At 69.0% G+C, this 18,987-nt stretch carries 20 protein-coding genes, 1 tRNA gene and 2 pseudogenes; 19 read left to right on the top strand and 4 right to left on the bottom strand.

The features are described from left to right. Positions 1 to 242 precede the first annotated feature (242 nt). From ACH34T_RS08810 to ACH34T_RS08790, 5 genes and pseudogenes are all read left to right on the top strand, one after another. Positions 243 to 818, top strand: a complete 576-nt coding sequence (locus ACH34T_RS08810; RefSeq protein ID WP_395991495.1) for a DUF6221 family protein — start codon at positions 243 to 245, stop codon at positions 816 to 818. Continuing rightward, entirely contained in the window at positions 815 to 1,183 is a 369-nt protein-coding gene (locus tag ACH34T_RS08805; RefSeq protein ID WP_395991494.1) for a hypothetical protein, read from the top strand. The genes ACH34T_RS08810 and ACH34T_RS08805 overlap by 4 nt, the downstream gene beginning before the upstream one ends. 40 nt (positions 1,184 to 1,223) lie before the next feature. After that, the gene (locus ACH34T_RS08800) at positions 1,224 to 1,667 is read left to right on the top strand and encodes a hypothetical protein (RefSeq protein WP_395991493.1); all 444 of its coding nucleotides are present in this window, start codon (positions 1,224 to 1,226) and stop codon (positions 1,665 to 1,667) included. Positions 1,668 to 1,756: 89 nt separating this feature from the next. Then, a pseudogene (locus ACH34T_RS08795) lies at positions 1,757 to 2,059 on the top strand (hypothetical protein); the annotation flags it as partial. Positions 2,060 to 2,071: 12 nt separating this feature from the next. After that, the gene (locus tag ACH34T_RS08790; RefSeq protein WP_395991802.1) at positions 2,072 to 2,527 is read left to right on the top strand and encodes a hypothetical protein; all 456 of its coding nucleotides are present in this window, start codon (positions 2,072 to 2,074) and stop codon (positions 2,525 to 2,527) included. A gap of 224 nt (positions 2,528 to 2,751) precedes the next feature. Here ACH34T_RS08790 and ACH34T_RS08785 read toward each other — a convergent pair whose 3' ends face one another. Further along, positions 2,752 to 3,558, bottom strand: coding sequence for a helix-turn-helix domain-containing protein (locus ACH34T_RS08785; protein ID WP_395991492.1), 807 nt, complete (start codon positions 3,556 to 3,558; stop codon positions 2,752 to 2,754). On the opposite strand from ACH34T_RS08785, the pseudogene ACH34T_RS08780 reads away from it, so the two are divergent. Together ACH34T_RS08780 and ACH34T_RS08775 are read left to right on the top strand one after the other, a co-directional pair. Then, positions 3,448 to 4,392, top strand: a pseudogene (locus ACH34T_RS08780) (penicillin acylase family protein); the annotation flags it as partial. The gene ACH34T_RS08785 and the pseudogene ACH34T_RS08780 sit on opposite strands and share 111 nt — an antisense overlap. Positions 4,393 to 4,709: 317 nt before the next feature. Continuing rightward, complete coding sequence (locus tag ACH34T_RS08775; RefSeq protein ID WP_395991801.1) at positions 4,710 to 4,988, top strand: hypothetical protein; 279 nt, start codon at positions 4,710 to 4,712, stop codon at positions 4,986 to 4,988. A gap of 68 nt (positions 4,989 to 5,056) precedes the next feature. On the opposite strand, the gene ACH34T_RS08770 is transcribed toward ACH34T_RS08775, so the two are convergent. Next, complete coding sequence (locus ACH34T_RS08770) at positions 5,057 to 5,728, bottom strand: GntR family transcriptional regulator (RefSeq protein WP_395991491.1); 672 nt, start codon at positions 5,726 to 5,728, stop codon at positions 5,057 to 5,059. Between the two features lie 527 nt (positions 5,729 to 6,255). Between ACH34T_RS08770 and ACH34T_RS08765 the strand changes: the two genes are divergently transcribed. From ACH34T_RS08765 to ACH34T_RS08745, 5 genes are read left to right on the top strand one after another with little or no spacing between them, the layout of a single operon-like run. Next, positions 6,256 to 7,437, top strand: a complete 1,182-nt coding sequence (locus ACH34T_RS08765) for an ABC transporter substrate-binding protein (RefSeq protein WP_395991490.1) — start codon at positions 6,256 to 6,258, stop codon at positions 7,435 to 7,437. Beyond that, positions 7,434 to 8,213, top strand: a complete 780-nt coding sequence (locus ACH34T_RS08760) for an ABC transporter ATP-binding protein (protein WP_395991489.1) — start codon at positions 7,434 to 7,436, stop codon at positions 8,211 to 8,213. Before ACH34T_RS08765 ends, ACH34T_RS08760 begins: the two co-directional genes overlap by 4 nt. Beyond that, positions 8,214 to 8,930 carry an ABC transporter ATP-binding protein gene (locus tag ACH34T_RS08755; protein ID WP_395991488.1) on the top strand — a complete coding sequence of 239 codons (717 nt, stop codon included), beginning with the start codon at positions 8,214 to 8,216 and terminating at the stop codon, positions 8,928 to 8,930. Beyond that, a complete protein-coding gene (locus ACH34T_RS08750) occupies positions 8,927 to 9,790 on the top strand; it encodes a branched-chain amino acid ABC transporter permease (protein ID WP_395991487.1) in 864 nt (287 codons plus the stop codon). Before ACH34T_RS08755 ends, ACH34T_RS08750 begins: the two co-directional genes overlap by 4 nt. Next, on the top strand, positions 9,787 to 10,845 hold the full coding sequence (locus ACH34T_RS08745) for a branched-chain amino acid ABC transporter permease (protein ID WP_395991486.1): 1,059 nt from the start codon (positions 9,787 to 9,789) through the stop codon (positions 10,843 to 10,845). The genes ACH34T_RS08750 and ACH34T_RS08745 overlap by 4 nt, the downstream gene beginning before the upstream one ends. Before the next feature lie 704 nt (positions 10,846 to 11,549). Here ACH34T_RS08745 and ACH34T_RS08740 read toward each other — a convergent pair. Next, complete coding sequence (locus ACH34T_RS08740) at positions 11,550 to 12,008, bottom strand: integrase core domain-containing protein (protein WP_395991485.1); 459 nt, start codon at positions 12,006 to 12,008, stop codon at positions 11,550 to 11,552. 763 nt (positions 12,009 to 12,771) lie between these two features. Here ACH34T_RS08740 and ACH34T_RS08735 point away from each other — a divergent pair. The 4 genes from ACH34T_RS08735 to ACH34T_RS08720 all read left to right on the top strand — a co-directional run bounded on the left by ACH34T_RS08735 (position 12,772) and on the right by ACH34T_RS08720 (position 15,393). Further along, on the top strand, positions 12,772 to 13,026 hold the full coding sequence (locus ACH34T_RS08735) for a peptidoglycan-binding protein (protein WP_395991484.1): 255 nt from the start codon (positions 12,772 to 12,774) through the stop codon (positions 13,024 to 13,026). 407 nt (positions 13,027 to 13,433) lie between these two features. Next, positions 13,434 to 13,688, top strand: a complete 255-nt coding sequence (locus ACH34T_RS08730) for a hypothetical protein (protein WP_395991483.1) — start codon at positions 13,434 to 13,436, stop codon at positions 13,686 to 13,688. Positions 13,689 to 13,705: 17 nt separating this feature from the next. Continuing rightward, entirely contained in the window at positions 13,706 to 13,885 is a 180-nt protein-coding gene (locus tag ACH34T_RS08725; RefSeq protein WP_395991482.1) for a hypothetical protein, read from the top strand. A gap of 806 nt (positions 13,886 to 14,691) precedes the next feature. Continuing rightward, positions 14,692 to 15,393, top strand: coding sequence for a tyrosine-type recombinase/integrase (locus tag ACH34T_RS08720; RefSeq protein WP_395991481.1), 702 nt, complete (start codon positions 14,692 to 14,694; stop codon positions 15,391 to 15,393). A gap of 205 nt (positions 15,394 to 15,598) precedes the next feature. On the opposite strand, the gene ACH34T_RS08715 is transcribed toward ACH34T_RS08720, so the two are convergent. Beyond that, positions 15,599 to 15,672, bottom strand: a tRNA-Arg gene (locus ACH34T_RS08715). Positions 15,673 to 15,797: 125 nt separating this feature from the next. On the opposite strand from ACH34T_RS08715, the gene ACH34T_RS08710 reads away from it, so the two are divergent. Genes ACH34T_RS08710 through ACH34T_RS08700 form a run of 3 tightly spaced genes read left to right on the top strand, consistent with a single transcriptional unit; the run spans position 15,798 to position 18,962 of the window. Continuing rightward, positions 15,798 to 16,589 carry a phosphotransferase enzyme family protein gene (locus tag ACH34T_RS08710; protein ID WP_395991480.1) on the top strand — a complete coding sequence of 264 codons (792 nt, stop codon included), beginning with the start codon at positions 15,798 to 15,800 and terminating at the stop codon, positions 16,587 to 16,589. Next, positions 16,564 to 17,460 carry a cobalamin biosynthesis protein gene (locus ACH34T_RS08705; RefSeq protein ID WP_395991479.1) on the top strand — a complete coding sequence of 299 codons (897 nt, stop codon included), beginning with the start codon at positions 16,564 to 16,566 and terminating at the stop codon, positions 17,458 to 17,460. Before ACH34T_RS08710 ends, ACH34T_RS08705 begins: the two co-directional genes overlap by 26 nt. Then, positions 17,457 to 18,962, top strand: coding sequence for a cobyric acid synthase (locus ACH34T_RS08700; protein ID WP_395991478.1), 1,506 nt, complete (start codon positions 17,457 to 17,459; stop codon positions 18,960 to 18,962). Before ACH34T_RS08705 ends, ACH34T_RS08700 begins: the two co-directional genes overlap by 4 nt. Positions 18,963 to 18,987 lie beyond the last annotated feature (25 nt).

The raw sequence follows: 18,987 nt of genomic DNA, 5'->3' as shown, positions 1-18,987 counted from the left end.
GGGTTCCATCGAGCTCCACCACCTGGACCGGGTCTCCGCCGAAAACAGCCGGGCCCCAGGGCAGGCGCTGAGTTGCTGCCGGTCCACAGCACCTTCCTTTCAGGCGGCCCGCACGACGACACCGGCGCCGACGTCGATGAGCACCTGGACCAGTTCGCCGGTGGGGTGGGCCAGATCCGCCGCCATCGCGGGGCAACCGGCACGTCATCGGCGGGCTCTCCGACCACGGCATGATGAGACGCATGACGGACCCGGCGGACCTCAGCCCCGAGCAGCTGATCGCGGTCATCACGCGCGGCCTGGACAAGGACGAGCAGGCGGCGCGGGCGACGACGGGACCGTGGAAGTTTCACCGCGAAACCGCTGGCGTCGTCCTGTCCACGGCGGGTCAGATACCGGAGCCGAACGAGATCGTCGGTACGCCACGCGAACCTGCTGACGCCCGCCACGACCCGTCTCGCGTCCTCGGCGACGTCCAGGCCGCGCGGGCTGTAGTGGCCGAGCTGGAGCGCCTCCCGCACTACGCCTGGGAAGGCCACGACGAGTACGGCTACCCGAAGGTCACCGACGCCGAGACGGGGGCCGAGGTGATGGGAGGCGCCGAGCGGGCGTGCACCTGCGGACGTGACGCGCACGTCGCTCGGATGCGCCAGGCGCTACCTCGACCGGCGAGGCACCGTGAGGTGGCTCTGGCGCCGCGTCCGTGGCCGCCACTGCGGACACTGCGAGCGATGCGCTTGGAACCCGGCCCGGACCGCGGACGCCGCGAGCACCCCCGCTACGCGAGGTGCGGACACTGCCAGGGACGGTACGCATGAAGGAGCTGATCCTTACCTCGGATTCCCTGCTGTCGAAGTGGGGGTTCAATGACGGAGACGAGCCGGACGCGCTGCTCGACCACCTCGACGGGCTTGGCCGCACTGGTCGCGACGGCTACCTGCCGGGCGACGTCTGGCACCGCGTCCTGTGCCGCCTCGTCCGAGAACACCTGATCCCGCAGCTTGTCCAGGACGTCGAGGTCGACGTCCTGGTCACCAGTCACAACCCCATCCGAGCGCGCACAGTGGACGGCGTCGACGTCACCCGGCCTCCATTCCCTCAGCCGGATCTCACGCCCGAGTCGGTCAGCGTCCCCATCGACGTGGTCATGGCCGCGATCGACGACGAGATAGCAACGCTGTGACCTGCGACCGGTCACCCTCCACTGACTGACAAGAACGATCATGAGCGTGCTGGAGAGCCTGTTCCTGGTGGACATCGACGAGACGGTCGCCGTTCGCCCCACCGCCCCGGACGTCCGCGGTCCGTTCGACTGGCACCGCGTCGGCGAGGACCACCCCAACTGGCCCGTCATCACCGGCGTCCGGGCGCTGCACACGGCAGGGCACCGCATCACCTTGGCCGTGTTAGAGGCGCTTGAACTTCAGCTCCGGGGTGGGCCCCCATGCTCACCCCTTCTATCGGCGGCCACCCGATGGCCGTCGAAATCAGTTCGTCCTCACCCCGAACTTTGGCCGGTCACCAAGGGGCGGCCCGACCGTGTTGAGCACGCCAAACGTCGCGACCCCAGCGCCTCATATGAACCGGATATCAGTTCCCGCCGCGCCTCCGTCTCCAGCCGGTCCGGCGCCAGCACGAACGCCACCAGCCGTGGCGCTGGCAGATGAGTGACGCTCGGGACTCCTCCCGGGAGCGGGTTGTAATATCCCAGCGACCGGTCATGCGTTCTGACTAAGAGGGCCTTGTTTTCTGACGCATGGTTGGGTTGTGCTTCTGGCCGGGCAGAACCAAAGCACCAAAGATACATCGTTGGAGGTTCAGGCTGATGGGTACTGATTGGAACGAGGGGGAAGATGAAACACGGCTAGCAAGGTTCTTCCGTGGTGAAGCTGGGTCGGCTGGTCACCTCTATCTGGGTTCGAGTTTCCTCCATTGCGGAGAGTGTGGCGCCGCCATGAATGCACATCGGTACTACGCCAGTCAGCACACGAGGGCACGGGTCGTCTATAGGTGTCGCCGGGACGGTTGTGGGCAGGTCACCGTCGATGCGGCCATCGTTGACCCCGAACTGATGAACTTCGTGGTCACCCGACTCTCCGATACTCGTTTCGCCCCTCAGCGCGCTCGTATGCGTATAGAGCAGATCGAGAAGGAACAGAAGAAACTGGCAGACGGGCTTGACTTTAGGGAGAAGGAAGCTCGCAAGAGCATGCGCCGATTCTTGAGGAATCGGCATGCCATTTCGCGGTCAACGGCTGACCGATGGATAGATGAGATGATCGAGAGCCGGAATCAGAAGATCTCGGCACTTGCCGCCGAGAAAGAGCTCCTGGTCAAGGGGGGTGAGAGTGCGCGTTCAGAAACGGTGCCCTTGGATGCGATCATCGCCATGTGGGACGCTGCGAACGTGCATGAACGCCGCGACATGCTGACCACCGCGCTCGGAACGGATCGACTGCTCATTGACCCCGCACCTGACGATCGTTCGCGGCACGCGGTGCTACGAGTGGAAATCCATCCCGGCTAGCTGGGGGATGTCCCCTGGCGGCCGCCCCGGAGCGGATCACGGCAGCGGGCGTGATTGCAGCCACCGGGTCTCCGCTCACGGCCGGTCGGCGGACGGCTGTGCGGTGGTCACCTCGTGTCGAATCGTTTGGTGCTCCGGTCGCGGGCGACCGGCAAGGTGCGGATGGTGATGCACGGCGGGGTGTCGTCGCGCGCCGATGCCCAGTTACCCCCAGGACGGCCTGGTCAGGGTTGTGTTCGCGGCTGCCAGCGGTGGGCGGTCTCGTCGTCGGACGGGAAGAACGCCTCGACGCGGAGTTCCTGCGCGGTGACGTCCGCGGGCGCGCCGATGCTGGACACCATCGAGAAGAACCGCAGATATTCGCCGTCGAGGCGGAAATGCACGTCCACGACCGGGATCAGCGGCTCGATCATGCGGGGCGCCGTGATGAGGGACTCGACCTCGGGACGCGCCCGCAGTTCCTGCACCAGCTCGGCGGTCGCCAGGTCGAGGACGCCGCCCACGGCTTCGCGGCGGGCGCGTTCGAGCAGCGCCGGTACGACCTCCGCCCAGTTGGCGATGCCGTCCCGGACCGGGCTCGGTTCAAGGATCAGCCGCAGGACGTTCGCGTCGTCGGGGATCGGATCGGGAGCGAACAGCGCCCCGAACAGCCGCGCCGCGCCATGGTTGGCGCGGACGAGGTTCCAGCCGCGGTCCAGGACGACGGCGGGAAACGGGTCGTGCCGGTCGAGCATCCGTCCGATGGCCATGGTGACCCGGTCGAGCGCCGGGTCCTCAAGCCCGCGGTGCGGGAACAGCGGAGCGAAGCCGGCCGACAGCAGCAGGCCGTTCCGGTCGCGCAGCGGGACGTCGAGCGCACCCGCCAGCCGCAGCACCATCTCGCGGCTCGGATTCGAGCGGCCGGTTTCCAGGAAGCTCATATGCCTCGGGGTGGTCATCGCGGCCGAGGCGAGATCGAGCTGGCTCATCGCCCGCACCCGGCGCCAATACCGGACCAGGGCGCCGAAGCCGAAGGACGCCGGATCGGACATGAGGCGACCTTACGGCCGCCCGTGATTCGCGGCCCTTCCCTGCGAAGGAATCGTGAACGGACGCCGGAGCGGGAGAAGGTCGGCCCATCATCCGAACTCCAAGGAGCTGTGATGCGCCTTCCGATCCTCTCGCCGGAGACCGCGCCGCCCGCGTCCCGGACGATCCTCGACGGCATCGAGGCCGACCTCGGCTTCGTCCCGAACCTGGCGGCCGCGATCGCCGCCAGCCCGATCCTGCTCGCGGGCTTCGACGGGCTGCGGCGCGCCGTCGGCGACGCCTCCTTCGACGCGGTGCACCGGGAGATCGTGCCGAACAGTGAGCTTCCGCAGGTGGTCAATCCGCCCGCCGGGTTCATCGTCTCGGCGAACAACGACCCGACCGGCAATTCGTTCGACAATGACATGCTCAACCAGCTCCGTCCCGGCGGCGGAATCTCCTACCTCGGCTTCCTCCACCGGCACCCGGGCGGGCCGCATCACCGACATGCTGCGGGCCGCCGTCGCCAAGGGCCGGATCACGTCGGACGACGTCGTCACCATGCAGTCCGACACCTCGTCGGTGGACGGACGCCTCTTCACACCGTTCATCACCGCGCACTGAAGAGGGCCAAGACCAGCAAGAACGCGGAGCTGGCCGCGCTCGCCTCGGACCCGCGCGTGGCGGAGGCGGTGAACCGGCTGGCCAGGTGGGACCTCACCTACCCGACCGGAATCCCGGAGGGATACGACGGCGGTGACCGCGACGGCAACCTCGGCAGGCCGTCGCAGTACGAGATCGACAACAGCGTCGCCGCGACGCTCTACACGCTGTGGCGCGGCCGGTTCCTCATCAACGTCTTCGACAAGCGCCTGGCGCAGATCTCGCCGAAACTTCCGGCGCCCGCCGATTTCTACGCGCTGCCGGCGATTCGGCAACTCCTGGTCGACTTCGACGAGCGCAAGGGCCTCGGCCGGTCCGGAATCGACTTTCTTCGCCGTGCCGGACGTCGCCGACCCGGACGACCGGCGCGACCTGCTGGTGCTGCGCAGACCACCGGTACAACTTCCCGTCGCCGCTCGGCGCGCCGTACTCCATTCCGTCGGAGGGCAATCGGTTCACCTCGCCGCTGCCCGGTCTGCCGGGCATTCCCGCCGACGGCGGCGCGGGCATCGTGGACGCGTCCAGCCATCCGATCCGGGCCGACTCGCCGGACAGGTTCGCCTTCACCTTCGTCCCGGTCCGGCGGGGCGTCCACCAGGCCACACCTTTCGGCATGCGCGGGGTGGACTCGCTGGCCGGCGGCCCCAGCGAGGACCCCGGCGGCGAGTTCGAGCAGAACCTGCTGCCGGGCTGGCTGACCAATGACACCTATCCGATCCGGATGTACCCGTCGGACCTGAAGGGCGCCACCCACTCGGTGACGCGGTTCGCGCCCCTCCGGCATCAGTGACCGCAACCGTGCTCCCGCCGGGCCCTGTCGTGCGGATCGTCCGTTGCGGCGTTCCCTCCCGTGGGCGGCTATGGGTGGTCGGCGGTGTGGGGAACGTCGGCGGTGGCGCTCTTATGAGCGCAGGCGACGCGCTCGATCTCGGCGGCGGCGGCCCTTCCGGAGATGAGCGCGAGGATGTGCGCGTGCTCGGCCACGGAACGACGGGCGTGGCTGGGAACGTAGGTGAAGGTCGAGCGGCGCATGTGGTTCAGGAGGGTCCACTGCGCTTCCAGCAGGGAGCGCAGGCGCGCGTCCGGGCAGTGCCGGTAGATGGAGAAGTGGAACTCGCGGTTCAGCGTCGTGAAGGCTGTGGAGTCGAACTCCGCCAGCGCTTCCGTCATCCGGTCGTTGATCTCGTGGGACGCGGAGACCTGCGCGGACGTCATGTGCGGTGCGGCAGCGGCGGTGGCGTAGCCCTCAAGGCGGGCCAGGATCTGCTGCGTGTGCTCCACCTGCTTGGCGTCGAAGACCGCGACGCGGGCGCCGACGTTGCGCACCACCTCGACCACCCCGTCGGACTGCAGCCGGCGCAGCGCCTCGCGCAGCGGGATCGTGCTGACCCCGGTCTCCCGGGCGAGTTCCTTGATGACCAGCCTGTACCCCGGTACGTACGTGCCGTCCAGGATGCGCGACCGCAGCAGTTCGTAGCAGAACTCGGCCTTGCTCTCCTTGACGGTGCGCGGCGTCTTCGCGGAGTTCACCCGGTTCTCCTCATCTTCACTTCCTCGGGAGGAAAGCCCGACGATGCGAACGCGATGATCACACGGATCTCCCTAGATGATTTCGCATACGATTTCTCACACTACTTGATCTGAAGGGCCGCGTCCCGTTCCCTCTGAGGGCGCGTAAACTGTTCGATCCCAAACGATTGGTCCGTTTGAGCTCAAACGATTGGCCACCGCTGTACCTGCATCATTCGGATCTTGCGCGGACTCTGGACGCGGTGCAATACATACGATTAACTACACCAAATCAGATACGATTTCGATCAGCAGGTGCTGGTGTTCCGGCGGACTCGGAGGTGGCGATGCCCTCGGATTCCGAGCCCGGACCGCGGGTGCCGAGTGTCCGGTCGCCTGCGTCCCCGCCTCGCGTGCTGGTCAGCTCCCGTCGATCCGTTCGGCGTGACGACGGCGTGAAATCGCGCGGCCGTCGGCGCGCCGAGGTTGGGAAATGTCCCAACGGCCCCGAGAGGGCGCAGCTTCTCACCAACCCGGGAGGTCCCCCGATGCGCAAACTCGTCCCGATCATCAGCGCCTCAATGCTGGTCGCCGCCGCGTGCGGCGGAGCCGGCGGGTCTGGCGGCTCCACCGTCAAGGTCGGCTTCATCGAGTCCCTGACCGGCAATTACGCCCCGCTGGGCGGCGACGCGAAGAAGACCGTGGAACTGGCCGTCGACCAGATCAACAACGCCGGCGGAATCAAGGGCAAGAAGATCAAGCTGATCACGCTGGACGACAAGACCGCCCCCGACCAGGGCGTGCTGCACTTCAACAAGCTCAAGTCCGAGAAGGTCACCGCGATCCTCGGCTCGACGTTCTCCAACACCGCCCTCGCGGTGGAGCCGCTCGCCGAGCGGGAGCGGATACCGTACGTCTCGCTCGCCTCGACCGACGCGCAGGTCGACCCGATCAAGTCCTACACGTTCGTCGTCCCGGCGATCGCCTCCACCTACGCCCAGCAGATGCTGGCCTACTTCAAGGCGCACGGCATCACCAAGGTCGTGGTCGCCCACGACACCCAGAGCGCCTACGCCAAGGCAGGCCTGGGCGGTACTCGGAAGTACGCGGCCCAGTACGGGGTGCAGATCCTCAAAGAGGAGACCTACGAGACCGCGGCGTCGGACTTCAGCCCCCTGTTCGCCCACGTCCGCGCATCGGGCGCGCAGGCCCTGGTCGTCTGGGGCAGCGGCGCCCCCGTGGTGACGATGGCCAAGCAGTACCCGTCCTCCGGTCTGAAGCTGCCGCTGTTCCTGACCGGCGCGCAGGCCAGCAAGCTGTGGCTCGACCCGGTCGGGAAGGCGGCCGAGGGCGTGTACGTCCAGTCCGCCATCGGCGTCGTCGGTGAGCACCTGCCGGACGGCCGGCTCAAGCAGGCCGTCCGGGAGATGTCCGGGCCCTTCAAGCAGAAGTACGGCTACGAGCCGCCGCAGTTCGCGATGGACGGCTACGCGGGCGTCAAGCTCCTCGCCGCCGCGATCGAGAAGGCGGGCACCGACCGGAAGAAGATCCGGGACGAGCTGGAGCGCCTCACCCTCGTCACCCCCACCGGCAAGTACACCTACTCCAAGACCGACCACTCCGGGCTTAAGCCCACCGACGTCTCCATGAACCAGGTCGAGGACGGCAGGTTCGTCCCCACCAGGTGGTCGCTCAAGCAGCTGGCCGAGACCGCGAGGGCGGCCGGATGACCACGCTGCTGGAGATCGGCTCGCTCAGCCGGGCGTTCGGCGGCGTGTACGCCGTCCGCGACGTGACCATGAGGGTCGCCGAAGGCGAGACCCGGGCCGTGATCGGCCCCAACGGGGCGGGCAAGTCGACCTTGTTCAACCTGATCAGCGGCCATCTCGCCGCAGACCACGGCGCCATCCGCTACCGCGACGGGGAACGGTTCCGGCGCGTCCACCGGCTGCCGCCGCATGCGCGGGCGCGGCTCGGCGTCGCGATCGTCTTCCAGGGCGCCCGGCTCTTCCGCGGGATGACCGCGCTGGAGAACGTCATGGTCGGCGCGCACGCCCGCACCCGGCACGGCTTCCTGTCCGCGACGCTGCGGCTGCCCGCGCACCGCCGCGAGGAGGCCGAGATCCGCGCGGACGCGCTCGCCGCGCTCGGCCGCGTCGGGCTGGGCGACTGGGCACACCGCTCCGCGGAGGTCCTGCCGCTCGGCCAGCAGCGGTCGCTGCAGGTGGCGCGGGCGCTCTGCGCGCGTCCCCGGCTGCTGCTGCTGGACGAGCCGGCGTCCGGGCTGCGGGCCGGCGAGCGCGAAGCGCTGGCGCAGCTCGTCGAGGGCCTGCGCGCGGAGGGGTTGACGATGATGCTCGTCGAGCACGACGTGGCGTTCGTCGCGCGCCTCGCCGACCAGGTCAGCGTCCTGGACCTCGGCCGCCTCATCGCCGAGGGCACCCCGGCGCAGATCCGTGCGGACCCCGCCGTCATCGCCGCCTACCTGGGGCAGGAGGCCGCGTAGATGTCCACGCCCCTGATCGAGGTCGACGATCTCGTCGTCCGGTACGGGACGGCCACCGCGCTCGACCGGGTCGGGCTGAGCGTCCGGCCCGGGGAACTGGTCGCGCTGATCGGTCCGAACGGGGCCGGCAAGACCTCGCTGGTGAACGCGATCCTCGGCGTCGTGCGCCCGGCGGCGGGACGGGTGCGGGTGCGCGGCCGGGTCGCGCTCGTCCCCGAGGGCCGGCAGATGTTCGACGACCTGACCGTCGAGGACAACCTCGCCCTCGGTGCGTGGCGGCGGCGCCACGAGAAGGACGCGCGCGACACCTCCCGCGTCTACGCGGTGCTTCCGCAGCTCGCCGACCTCCGCAAGCGGCGCGCCGGGTCGCTGTCGGGCGGGCAGCAGCAGATGGTCGCGTTCGGGCGCGCGCTGATGGCGCGGCCGGACGTGATGGTCGTGGACGAGCTGTCGCTCGGTCTCGCCCCGCTCGTCATCGCCGACCTCGCCGCGCATCTGCGCGAGCTGAACGCCCGGCACGGCCTCGCCGTCCTGCTGATCGAGCAGAACGCCCGGCTCGCGCTCGACCTGTGCGGGCGCGGCTACGTCCTGGAGGCCGGATGCGTCCGCGCCCACGGCTCGGCCGCCCGGCTCGCCGCGGGCCCCGACCTCGCCGACGCCTATCTCGGCGCCGGCGGAGCGGCCGGCGGCCCCACGGAGGGAGAGCCCCGATCATGAGCGCCTTCCTGCAATACCTGATTTCCGGTGTCGCCGTCGGCTGCGGATTCGCGCTCCTGGCCAGTGGCCTTGTCACGATCCACCGGGTGACCCGCGTGGTGAACTTCGCGCAGGGCATGTTCGCCGTCGTCGGCGGCATGACCGCGGGATCGCTGCTGGGGGCCGGGCTCCCGCACGGTGCCGCCGAGGCCGCCGCCGTGCTGGTCGTGGGCGCCGCCGGACTCGCGGTCGGGATCGCCTCCACCGGACGCCGCGGCACCTCGCAGCAGTCCGCGTTGATCATCACGCTCGGGCTCGGCTTCCTGGCGTACGCGGTCGAGATCCTGATCTGGGGCGACGGCCCGCGGTCCTTCCCCGGGGTCGGCGGCGCCGTGACCGTTCTCGGCGCGCACGTCCAGAGACAGTCGTTCCTGGTCATCGCGGCCACGGCCGTCGTGTTCGCGCTGCTCGGCCTGTTCTTCACCCGCACCTACACCGGCAAGGCGCTCAGCGCGTGCGCGTCCAACCCGTACACCGCACGGGTCATGGGCATCGACCCCCTGCGCATGGGCCTGATCGCCTTCGCGCTCGGCGGGATGCTCAGCGGCCTCGCCGGAGTCCTGATCACCCCCCTCCAGCCCATCTCGTACAACAGCGACGTCCTGCTGATCACCAACGCGTTCGCGGCGGCCGTGCTGGGGGACCTGAACCGGCCGGCCGTCGCGCTGGCCGGTGCGCTGACGCTCGGCGTCGCCGAGGCCATGGTCGCCGGTTACGGCGAAGCGTCCTACCAGACCGTCGTCGCGCTCGTCCTGATGCTCACGATCATGATGGTGCGGGCTTCGCGCAGGACCACGCTCCAGGAGGAGGCCGCCCGATGAGCGTGTCCGTCCACAACACCTCGCACCGGGCCGGGCCGGCCACCGGACCACGACGCCGGTACCGGCCCACGCCGGGCGCCGCCGTCGCCACGGCCGTCGCCGCCGCCGCGCTGGCCGTGCCGCCGCTGCTCCCCGAGACGCAGGTGCCGGTGTACGTGCTGCTGCTGCTCGCCGCGATCGTGGTCGTCGGGCTGTCCATGCTCATGGGGTACGCGGGCCAGGTCTCGCTCGGCCAGGCGTCCTTCACCATGATCGGCGGCTACACCGCGGCGCTGACCGCGACGCACGGCCTGCCGGGCTGGCTCGGGCTGGTGCTGGCGCCGTTCGCGTCGGCCGCGGCGGCCGCGCTCGTCGGCGTCCCGCTGCTGCGGCTGCGCGGCCACCAACTCGCGTTCGCGACCCTCGCCATCCAGCTCATCCTGCTCAGCCTCGTCGGACGGCAGGAATGGACGGGCGGCGACATCGGCCTCCAGGGCGTCCCGCGCCTCCAGGCCGGCGGATACGAGTTCGCCACCGACATCTCCTACGCCTACCTGGCGCTCGGCGCGCTGGGGCTGGTCGTACTGGTCACCCGGCACATCGTGACCTCCCGTCCCGGACGCGGCCTGCGCGCCCTCGCGACCAGCGAGGTCGCCGCCGCGTCCTCCGGCGTGCCGGTCGCGGTCTACAAGCAGGCGGTGTTCAGCCTGTCCGCCGGGTTCGCCGGACTGGCAGGCGGCATCTACGCCTTCTACATCGGATACGTCGCGCCCGGTTCGTTCCCCGTCCTGCTGTCGTTCGAGTACGTCGTGATGGTCGTCGTCGGCGGCGCCGGGACGATCTGGGGCGCGCTCGCCGGCGCCACCGCGATCACGCTGCTGCTCCAGGTCCTGAACGACATTGGCACACGCGAAGGCCTGCCCGCCTCCGCACCCACCGTCCTGTCCTACGCCGTCTACGGCCTCCTCCTCGTGGTGATCGTGCTGTTCCTGCCCAGAGGGCTCGTGCCGTCCGCCACCAGCTGGTGGGAACGGCGCTCGACTTGCAAACGACGGCACGCACGACGCCCGACCTGAACCAGCGAACCCACGTCCCCGGAGAGGACAACCCCATGCCCAATCAAGAACCCGGGCCGCGGCACGCACCCCGAGCCCGGCAGTTCCCACGGACCCCCGCCCCGGTCCGCGCGGACCGGACGCTCACCTGAGCAGACCGCTGGGCCGCGTCACGTGACCGAGGCCCTTCACGTGACGCGGCCCCGGCGTCCGCCGAACCAGATGTCCGCTCTCGGCCCCGGCACGCGCGTGCCTGCGCGCCTTCGGCGGTGCTCCGGAACGTGGCGAGTTCCCGGACAGCGACGCCTAACGAGCACCCGCGAACGGGCCACCACGCCGACGCGCCAGCAGCCCCGCCGGGACCGGCAGCGCACCACTACCCCGGACCAGACGGCGCCCCGGCCACCGGACCAGGTCAACCAGCAGTTCACCGCCGACCGGTCGGATCGGTTGTGGCTGGCAAATATCACCTATGTGCGCACCTGGGACGGATGGGTGTACGCGGCGTTCGTGCTGGACCGCCTTCTCCCAGCGGGTCGTCGGCTGGCAGCGGGCTGACCATCTGCGCACCAACCTGCCGCTGGACGCGCGTCGAATGGGTCGGCTGGTACAACCACCACCGGCTGCACACCAGGATCGGTCACGTCCCACCCACCGAGTACGAAGCGGCCTACTACCTGCAAGTATCGCCCGGGTACGTGTTGAGCTGGGCTGTCGTGGATTCCTCAGGCAGGACGGCGGTACTCGTTGAGCAGTCCGTTCAAGACGGTGCGGCGCTGTATCCGGGCGGTCAGGTCCAACACGCGGCCAGGATCGTCCAGCGGTGGGCGGAGTTCGCGGCCTTGGCGCGGGCGGTGGGTGTTGTAGTGGTGCTTGTACTCGGTCAGGACCGAGCGCAAGTGTCTTTGCCCGGAGATGAGCAGGTGGTCAAGGCGCCCACGGCGCAAAGTGCCGACGGATCGCTCGGCGTGGGCGTTGGCGCGCGGTGAGCGCGGCGGTGTCTTCACCACGCGGATGCCCGCCGCTGTGAACACCGCATCGAATGCCGCGGTGTACTTGGCGTCGCGGTCGCGGATCAGATACCTGAGATGCTCGGCCCGCTCTCCCAGGTCCATCAGCGGGTTGCGGGCCTGCTGCGTGGTCCACAGCCCGGTCGGGTTGGTGGTAACACCCAGGATGTGCACGCGGGCGGGTCTCAATCTCCATCGCAGACCACACGTACAAGCGTCGGAGCAGAACGGTGTCGACGTGCCGGAAGGCGCACGCCAGCACACCGGAGGCCTGCGCGGTGCAGAATGCTGCCAGGTCGGCGAGGCCCTCCTCGGGGGCCCCAGCCCGGCCGCCGCCAGGATCCGCCGGACGGTGCCCACTGATCCGGTGACCCAGGCCGCGCAGCTCGCGATGGCCCCACCGCGGATTCTCGGTGACCAGTCGAACCACCAGGTCGCCGACCTCTTGCGAGACAGGCGGGCGACCGGCCTTGCTCGGGTAGGCCCAGTGCTTGGCGACCAGGCGCCGATGCCAGGCCAACAGCCTGCTCGGCCTCACCAGCCGATGCGAGCGCAGTCACAGCGGATCTCGACGCGCCAGTGCCGAGATCACCGCGCGGTCGGCCCAGGTCCCACCGCGGCTGCCCGACCTGCCGACGCAGCACCGCGACCTCGTGGCGCAGCACCAAGATCTCTGCCTCCTTCGAGGCATCACCGCGAGCGGGCAGCACCAGCCGAAAGAGCATGAGAGCCGAGGGTGGCCCGGCTCACCTGCCATGGACGAGTTCTGGCACCTCACAGGTTCGCAGCAGCCATTGAATTTTCATCTTCCCGCGCATTCGGTAAAAAACGGAGGCGACCTCTTTGCGCGAATCTTCCCTGGCGGGCATTGCGGCATTAACGCGGCATCGTGGACTCTGACTGGTAAGAACCCGATACCCTCGAGGAGGGATTTGACATGGCTGGACCGGCCTATCCTGGCTACGTCTTCAAGCAGCCGCCGCCGATGAAGGGCAAGGGCAACGACGTAAAGAACTGGCAGACCCAGATGAACAAGCGCGGATTTCATCTCAAGGTCGACGGCATCTACGGCCCGAAATCCGAGGACGACTGCAGGGATCTCCAGAAGATGGCAAAACTGAAGGTGGACGGGATCGTCGGCCCGAAGACCTGGCACGCAACCTGGAATGCCGCGATCACGCTGCCCGTGTAGCCGTTGAGCCGTCCGCCATTCATTGGTGACGCTCACCACAAAGCGTGCCGGAGCCCTGTTCCGGCACGCTCTGTTCTTCCCCGGCGCCGTTCCCCGGATCGGCTCTGCAGGGTCGGTACACCGGCGACCGGTTCATTCCCGCCGCGGTGGTCACCCGGTACGGCGACTACCAGTCGGCCTCCCGACTGGATCCAGCCGGGGAGCTGATCACCATGCTGGATGAGAAGCCATCGCGGATCAGCGTGGCGTTGCGGTGACTCGTCGGCAAGATCAATGCACTGATCGAGAGTGCGCGATGAGCCGGAACCTGCGCGCGTTCAAGGGCGGCGCAACCGAGTGGGTGCACCGGCAATCCGGCACCGCTCAACTGCTGCCCCGCCCTGCTCGGCGGCCGCAGCGCAGGACCGGTGCTTCTGACCGACCGGCGCGCCCCGTCCCGCACCCCGGTCGTGGACGTCTGCGCGATCACCCAAGCGGGCGCGGTTGTCGTACGGGCGCGCGCCGCCGAACTGTTCGAGGGCTACACCCGGCCGCTGGCGCACCCCGATATCACCGACGCGGTGCTGCTGGGCTGTCGGCGACGCCTGAACGCTGCAGCAGCTGCGGCACTTTCCTCTCCTCCCAGGGTTGGCAGTCCTGAGATGTTGAGCACCGGCCGGTGATCCCGGAGGGGATGCCGGTGCCGGTCGACGACGATCTGCGGGCGATCGCCTACGACCGTCCCGGATACGGCGAGGCGGTACAGGACGCCCTCCAGGGCCGGGAAGAGACCTTTGCTCGCTACACCCCACCAGGCTGGGAAGGTCGGGTGTGGCATACCGCTTCGACGGCTTCCACGCACGCGCGCTGTACGAACTGACCGGCCTCCCCGACGAAGTCCGCGACGGCGCACTCCTGAACCGCCTCCTCGACCTCCTAGAAGCCCCATGGGACGCAGTACCGGAACGGCCAGGTCAAACAGCATTCCGACACGCCTTCTTCGGTGACACAGCGAGGGCATGCTCACGATCGTGGTGAAGGAGGAATCCAGACGCTCCGCATCATCGACATCCTCTGGACGGGCGTACGGCGTAGCCGCTTTTCTTCCCCCAACCTTCCTCCCCCCGACCCCGACGAGACCTGCACTTAGCGGCGGACGGGTTCTGTCAAGGGTGGCGAAGCCATCACGTAGTGACGCCCGTAGGGCGCCCTTGACAGGTTCCGGCCGCCGCCATCCTCAACACGCGGGGTCGGGGGGCCACGCACATTTCCATCCCAGCTGGCGACGTCCTTGCGCCGGGGACACGTCGATCGCCTCGGCTGTACGCTGCGCGGCGTGATCGGAAACGCGCTGGAATGGCTGGTCATTGGTTGTGTGGCCTGCTTTGGCTTGGTGATGGCGATCGTGGTCCCCTTGCGGCGGAGGACTGGTCCATCCTGCACCGCGCATGGATGGCGTCGGGTGGGCTCTGCATGCTCGGGTGGTGCGTCCGGCAGGTCAGGACGCGGCTGACTCGCTGAGGGCGGCGGCGCGTACCCCGTGGCGGCCGGTCGGGGCGGGGCTGGCGGAGGTGGCGCGATGCGCGGCCCGGCGCGGCCGTCCGGTGACCGGCGCCCACGCCGCACGCTCCGGGCGGCCAGGCGCGGGGCCGCGCAGCGGCCTGAGCGCCGCCGCCCCTTGACCGGGTGAAGTGGCGTCCGCCGAAACAGAACGGGGCCGTTGATCGGCGCGTGGTGGTGAATCCGGCGCAGGCTCGGGAGCTGTTGGCGGCGGTGTCCTATGTCGGCCGGTCGCGTGGGCCACGGCTGCGGGCGATGTTCGCAAGCATGTACTTCGCTGGCCTTCGTCCGGCTGAGGCGGCGGGGCTGCGGCGGCAGGACTGCGAACTTCCGGCAACGGGCTGGGGCCTGATCACGCTCAAGAGGACTCGGCCGCAGTCCAACAAGAGGTACACGGACTCGGGGGAGACCTTCGACGATCGCGGCCTCAAGCATCGGGAGGACGACATCGTCCGCCCGGTCCCGATACCTCCAGAGCGGGTGGCGATCCTCCGCGAACACGTCGACACGTTCGGGACGGCCGAGGATGGGCGGCTGTTCGTCACCAGTAGCGGCGCGTCGTTCTCCGGCTCGGCCTACGCGCAAGTCTGGAAGCGGGCTCGTGCCCTGGCGCTGACTCCAGATCAGGTTGAGTCACCCTCGGCGGCGCGGCCGTACGACTTGCGGCACGCGGCGGTGTCGCTGTGGCTGAATGCTGGCGTCCATGCTCCCGAAGCGGCCGAACGCGCTGGGCACGGGGTCGATGTGATGTTGCGTGTTTACGCTAAGTGCATAGATGGGCAACGGGACGTCGCCAACCAGCGCATAGAGGATGCGTTGGCGGCATGACGAACGAGTGCGGTGGAGAGGCTTCGGAGCGTCCGGGGCCTCTCTTCGCTTGTGTGCTGACCTGGGCAAACGTAGGCGAGGTCATTCCGCGTATATTCCGGGAACGGTGCCGTGCGGCTGCTTCCGGTGGCACATGGCTGCATCCGGGCGAACAAGATCAAGAAGCGTTCTTGCAGGTCAGCGCCGAGATGTGCTGGTGGGTGGGCGCGCCCGGCAGGATTCGAACCCGCGACCGTCGGATTAGAAGTCCGATGCTCTGTCCAGCTGAGCTACGGGCGCCCGGCGCCCGGCGGGACGCCGGGACACAGTGTAAGGGGGCGGGTCCTCCGGCTCCACATCTATAACGCCGTTACCACGGGTGAACGGGCGGAGGTGGTGTATTGGGGGTCTTATCTTTGGTTGTTGTGGTGGTGGACTTTGAAGTGCCGCTCTCCGGCGGGGACGTGTCGGAGGGCGTGGTGCGGGTCGGGGACACGGTGCGGAGGCCGTTGGGGGCGCACAGTCCGGCGGTGCACGGGTTGTTGCGGCATCTGGAGGCGGTGGGGTTCGACGGGGCGCCTCGGGTGCTGGGGGTCGATGGGCGGGGGCGGGAGGTGCTGAGCTGGGTTCCTGGGGAGGCGCCGCGTCAGCCGCTGCCGGGGTTCGCGGTTTCGGAGGAGGCGCTGAGGGGGGTCGGGCGGCTGCTGCGGCGGTATCACGAGGCGGTGGCGTCGTATGAGGCGCCGGACGGGGCTCCGTGGGACGGGGAGACGTCGAATCTGGACGGGGAGCCCGAGGTGATCGGGCATTGCGATGTGACGCCGGAGAATGTGGTCTTCCGGGGCGGGACGCCGGTGGCGTTGATTGATTTCGATCTGGCCCGTCCTACGACGCGGTTGTTCGATGTGGTGACGGCGTTGCGGCATTGGGGGCCGATCGCAGATCCGGCCGATCGGGACGCGGTGCTTTACCAGGTGGATGTGGGGCGGCGGCTGCGGATTTTCTGCGATGCGTACGGGTTGGAGCGTGGGCTGCGGGGCGATGTGCTTCCGGCGGCACGGGTCAGGTTCGAGCGGTCCTATGAGGCTATGCGGATCCGGGCGGAGAGTGGCGGGGGCTGGGCTCGGATGTGGCGGGGCGGGGCGGGGCAGCGGATACTTCGGGCGCAGGACTGGCTGGAACGGAACTGGGATGAGCTTGATGCGTGTCTCTGGTGAGGGGCTTCTTCTCGGGGTGGCGCTGGACGCGCTTTTCGGGGATCCGAAGAGGTGGCATCCGGTCGCCGGGTTCGGGCGGGTCGCTTCGATGGTGGAGCGGTCGGTGTACGGGGACTCTCGGTGGCGTGGGGTTGTTTACGCGGGTGTTTTGGTGGGGGGTGCGGGGGCGTTGGGGGTTGTGCTTGAGCGGGTCGGGCGGGGGAGTGTTCTGGTGACGGCTGGGTGCACTTGGGCTGTGCTCGGGGGGACGTCGTTGGGGCGGGAAGGGCTCGTTATGGCGCGGGTGTTGGAGCGTGGGGATTTGGCCGCCGCGCGGGAACGGCTTCCGCATTTGTGCGCTCGGGATCCGAGGGGTCTGGACGGGCCGGGTTTGGCGCGGGCCGTTGTGGAGTCCGTGGCGGAGAATACGTCGGACGCGGCGGTCGCGCCTTTGGTGTGGGGTGCCGTGGCGGGTGTTCCCGGGCTGCTGATGTATCGGGCCGTCAACACGCTCGACGCGATGGTCGGGTACCGGAATCCGCGGTATGAGCGGTTCGGGTGGGCGGCGGCGAGGCTGGACGATGCCGCCAATTGGGTTCCGGCGCGGGTGACCGGGGGGCTGGTTGTGCTTTGTTCGGGTCGTGAGGCGTGGCGGGTTCTGAGGAGGGACGGGAAGAAGCATCCGAGTCCCAATGCGGGACGGTGCGAGGCCGCGTTCGCCGGGGCGCTCGGCGTCCGGCTGGGCGGTGTGAACGAGTACGGCGGACGGGTCGAGCGGCGTCCTGAAATGGGCGACGGCCGCGTTCCCGAGGTGCGGGACATCAGGCGGGCGGTGGGGCTTTCGGCGGTGGTGACGTTCGCGGCGGCGGCCGTGGTCTGGAGTTTGCGGTGAGCGGGCTGCTCGTCGCCGGGACGACGTCCGACGCGGGAAAGAGCGTGGTCACCGCCGGGTTGTGCCGCTGGCTCGCGAGGCGCGGGGTGAGGGTCGCGCCTTTCAAGGCGCAGAATATGTCGCTGAATTCGATGGTGACGAGCGACGGGGCCGAGATCGGGCGGGCCCAGTACATGCAGGCGCAGGCGGCGGGGGTGGAGCCGCGGGCCGTGATGAATCCAGTGCTGCTCAAGCCGGGCAGCGATCGGCGCAGTCAGGTCGTGGTTCTGGGACGTCCGGTGGCGGAGGTCGACGCGCTGCGGTACGGGGAGCACAAGGCGTGGCTCGCGGAGGTGGTGGCGGAGAGTCTCGCGGAGCTCCGGAATGAATACGACGTGGTGATCTGCGAGGGCGCGGGGAGTCCGGCCGAGATCAATCTGCGGGCGGGCGACATCGTGAACATGGGGCTCGCGCGGGCCGCGGAATTGCCCGTGGTCGTGGTCGGGGACATCGACCGGGGCGGCGTTTTCGCGTCGCTGTACGGGACGGTCGCACTTCTGGAACCCGAAGACCAGGCGTTGGTCGCGGGATTCGTCATCAACAAGTTCCGCGGCGCCAGGGAGTTGCTGGAGCCGGGGCTTGAGCAGCTTCAGAAGCTCACCGGACGTCCCACGCTGGGTGTCCTGCCGTGGAAACTCGGGCTGTATCTGGATTCCGAGGACACTCTGGCATTGGACGCGCCCAGGCCCGACGCCAGAGGCCCGGTCGGGAAGGAGACGCTGCGGATCGTCGTGGTCCGGTTTCCGCGGATCTCGAATTTCACGGATCTGGACGCGTTGGCCTGCGAACCGGGCGTCGTCGTCCGGTACGCGGCGAGCGCCGGGGATCTGCTGGAGGCCGATCTGGTCGTCCTGCCGGGAACGCGCGCCACGGTGAGCGACCTCGCCTGGCTGCGCGAGCGGGGAATGGACGAGGTGATTCTCGGGCGTGCCCGCGAAGGGCGGCCCGTGCTCGGCATCTGCGGCGGATATCAGATGCTCGCCGGCGAGATCGTGGATCACGTCGAATCGGGGACCGGACGGGTCGAAGGGCTCGGCCTGCTGCCCGCGAAAGTCGAATTCGGAAAGGAGAAGACGCTCGGGCGGCCGAGCGGGCGGGCATATGGCGAGGACGTCCACGCGTACGAGATCCACCACGGCGTGGCGATCACCGCCGGCGGGGAGCCGTTCCTCGACGGATGCCGGAAGGGCGCCGTCTGGGGGACGACCTGGCACGGCGCAATGGAGAACGACGGATTCAGGCGGGCCTTTCTCAGGGACGTGGCACAGGAGAGCGGACGCGATTTCACACCCGCGCCCGATGTGTCGTTCCAGGCATTGCGGGAGGCGACTCTGGACGCGCTCGGCGACCTCGTCGAACAGCATCTGGACACCGGCGCCGTATGGCGGATCATCGAGCACGGCGCGCCGCGCGGCCTTCCCGTCGTCCCGCCGGGCGGGGCGCCCACCGCGGCGGTAGGGTGATCCATTCGTAGGCACCGGCCTCATC

It is taken from the genome of Actinomadura sp. 9N215, from assembly GCF_044326345.1.
Lineage (GTDB): Bacteria > Actinomycetota > Actinomycetes > Streptosporangiales > Streptosporangiaceae > Spirillospora.
Note: the sequence above shows the minus strand (reverse complement) of the source record. Positions and strands in the feature narration are given on the sequence as shown.

Bases quoted from the DNA above. Each gene is read 5' to 3' on its own strand.
- ACH34T_RS08745 (WP_395991486.1), top strand. From the start codon at position 9,787: ATGAGCGTGTCCGTCCACAACACCTCGCACCGGGCCGGGCCGGCCACC.
- ACH34T_RS08760 (WP_395991489.1), top strand. From the start codon at position 7,434: ATGACCACGCTGCTGGAGATCGGCTCGCTCAGCCGGGCGTTCGGCGGC.
- ACH34T_RS08800 (WP_395991493.1), top strand. From the start codon at position 1,224: ATGAGCGTGCTGGAGAGCCTGTTCCTGGTGGACATCGACGAGACGGTC.
- ACH34T_RS08705 (WP_395991479.1), top strand. From the start codon at position 16,564: ATGAGCTTGATGCGTGTCTCTGGTGAGGGGCTTCTTCTCGGGGTGGCG.
- ACH34T_RS08810 (WP_395991495.1), top strand. From the start codon at position 243: ATGACGGACCCGGCGGACCTCAGCCCCGAGCAGCTGATCGCGGTCATC.
- ACH34T_RS08805 (WP_395991494.1), top strand. From the start codon at position 815: ATGAAGGAGCTGATCCTTACCTCGGATTCCCTGCTGTCGAAGTGGGGG.
- ACH34T_RS08750 (WP_395991487.1), top strand. From the start codon at position 8,927: ATGAGCGCCTTCCTGCAATACCTGATTTCCGGTGTCGCCGTCGGCTGC.
- ACH34T_RS08735 (WP_395991484.1), top strand. From the start codon at position 12,772: ATGGCTGGACCGGCCTATCCTGGCTACGTCTTCAAGCAGCCGCCGCCG.
- ACH34T_RS08755 (WP_395991488.1), top strand. From the start codon at position 8,214: ATGTCCACGCCCCTGATCGAGGTCGACGATCTCGTCGTCCGGTACGGG.
- ACH34T_RS08790 (WP_395991802.1), top strand. From the start codon at position 2,072: ATGAACTTCGTGGTCACCCGACTCTCCGATACTCGTTTCGCCCCTCAG.
- ACH34T_RS08765 (WP_395991490.1), top strand. From the start codon at position 6,256: ATGCGCAAACTCGTCCCGATCATCAGCGCCTCAATGCTGGTCGCCGCC.
- ACH34T_RS08785 (WP_395991492.1), bottom strand. From the start codon at position 3,558: ATGTCCGATCCGGCGTCCTTCGGCTTCGGCGCCCTGGTCCGGTATTGG.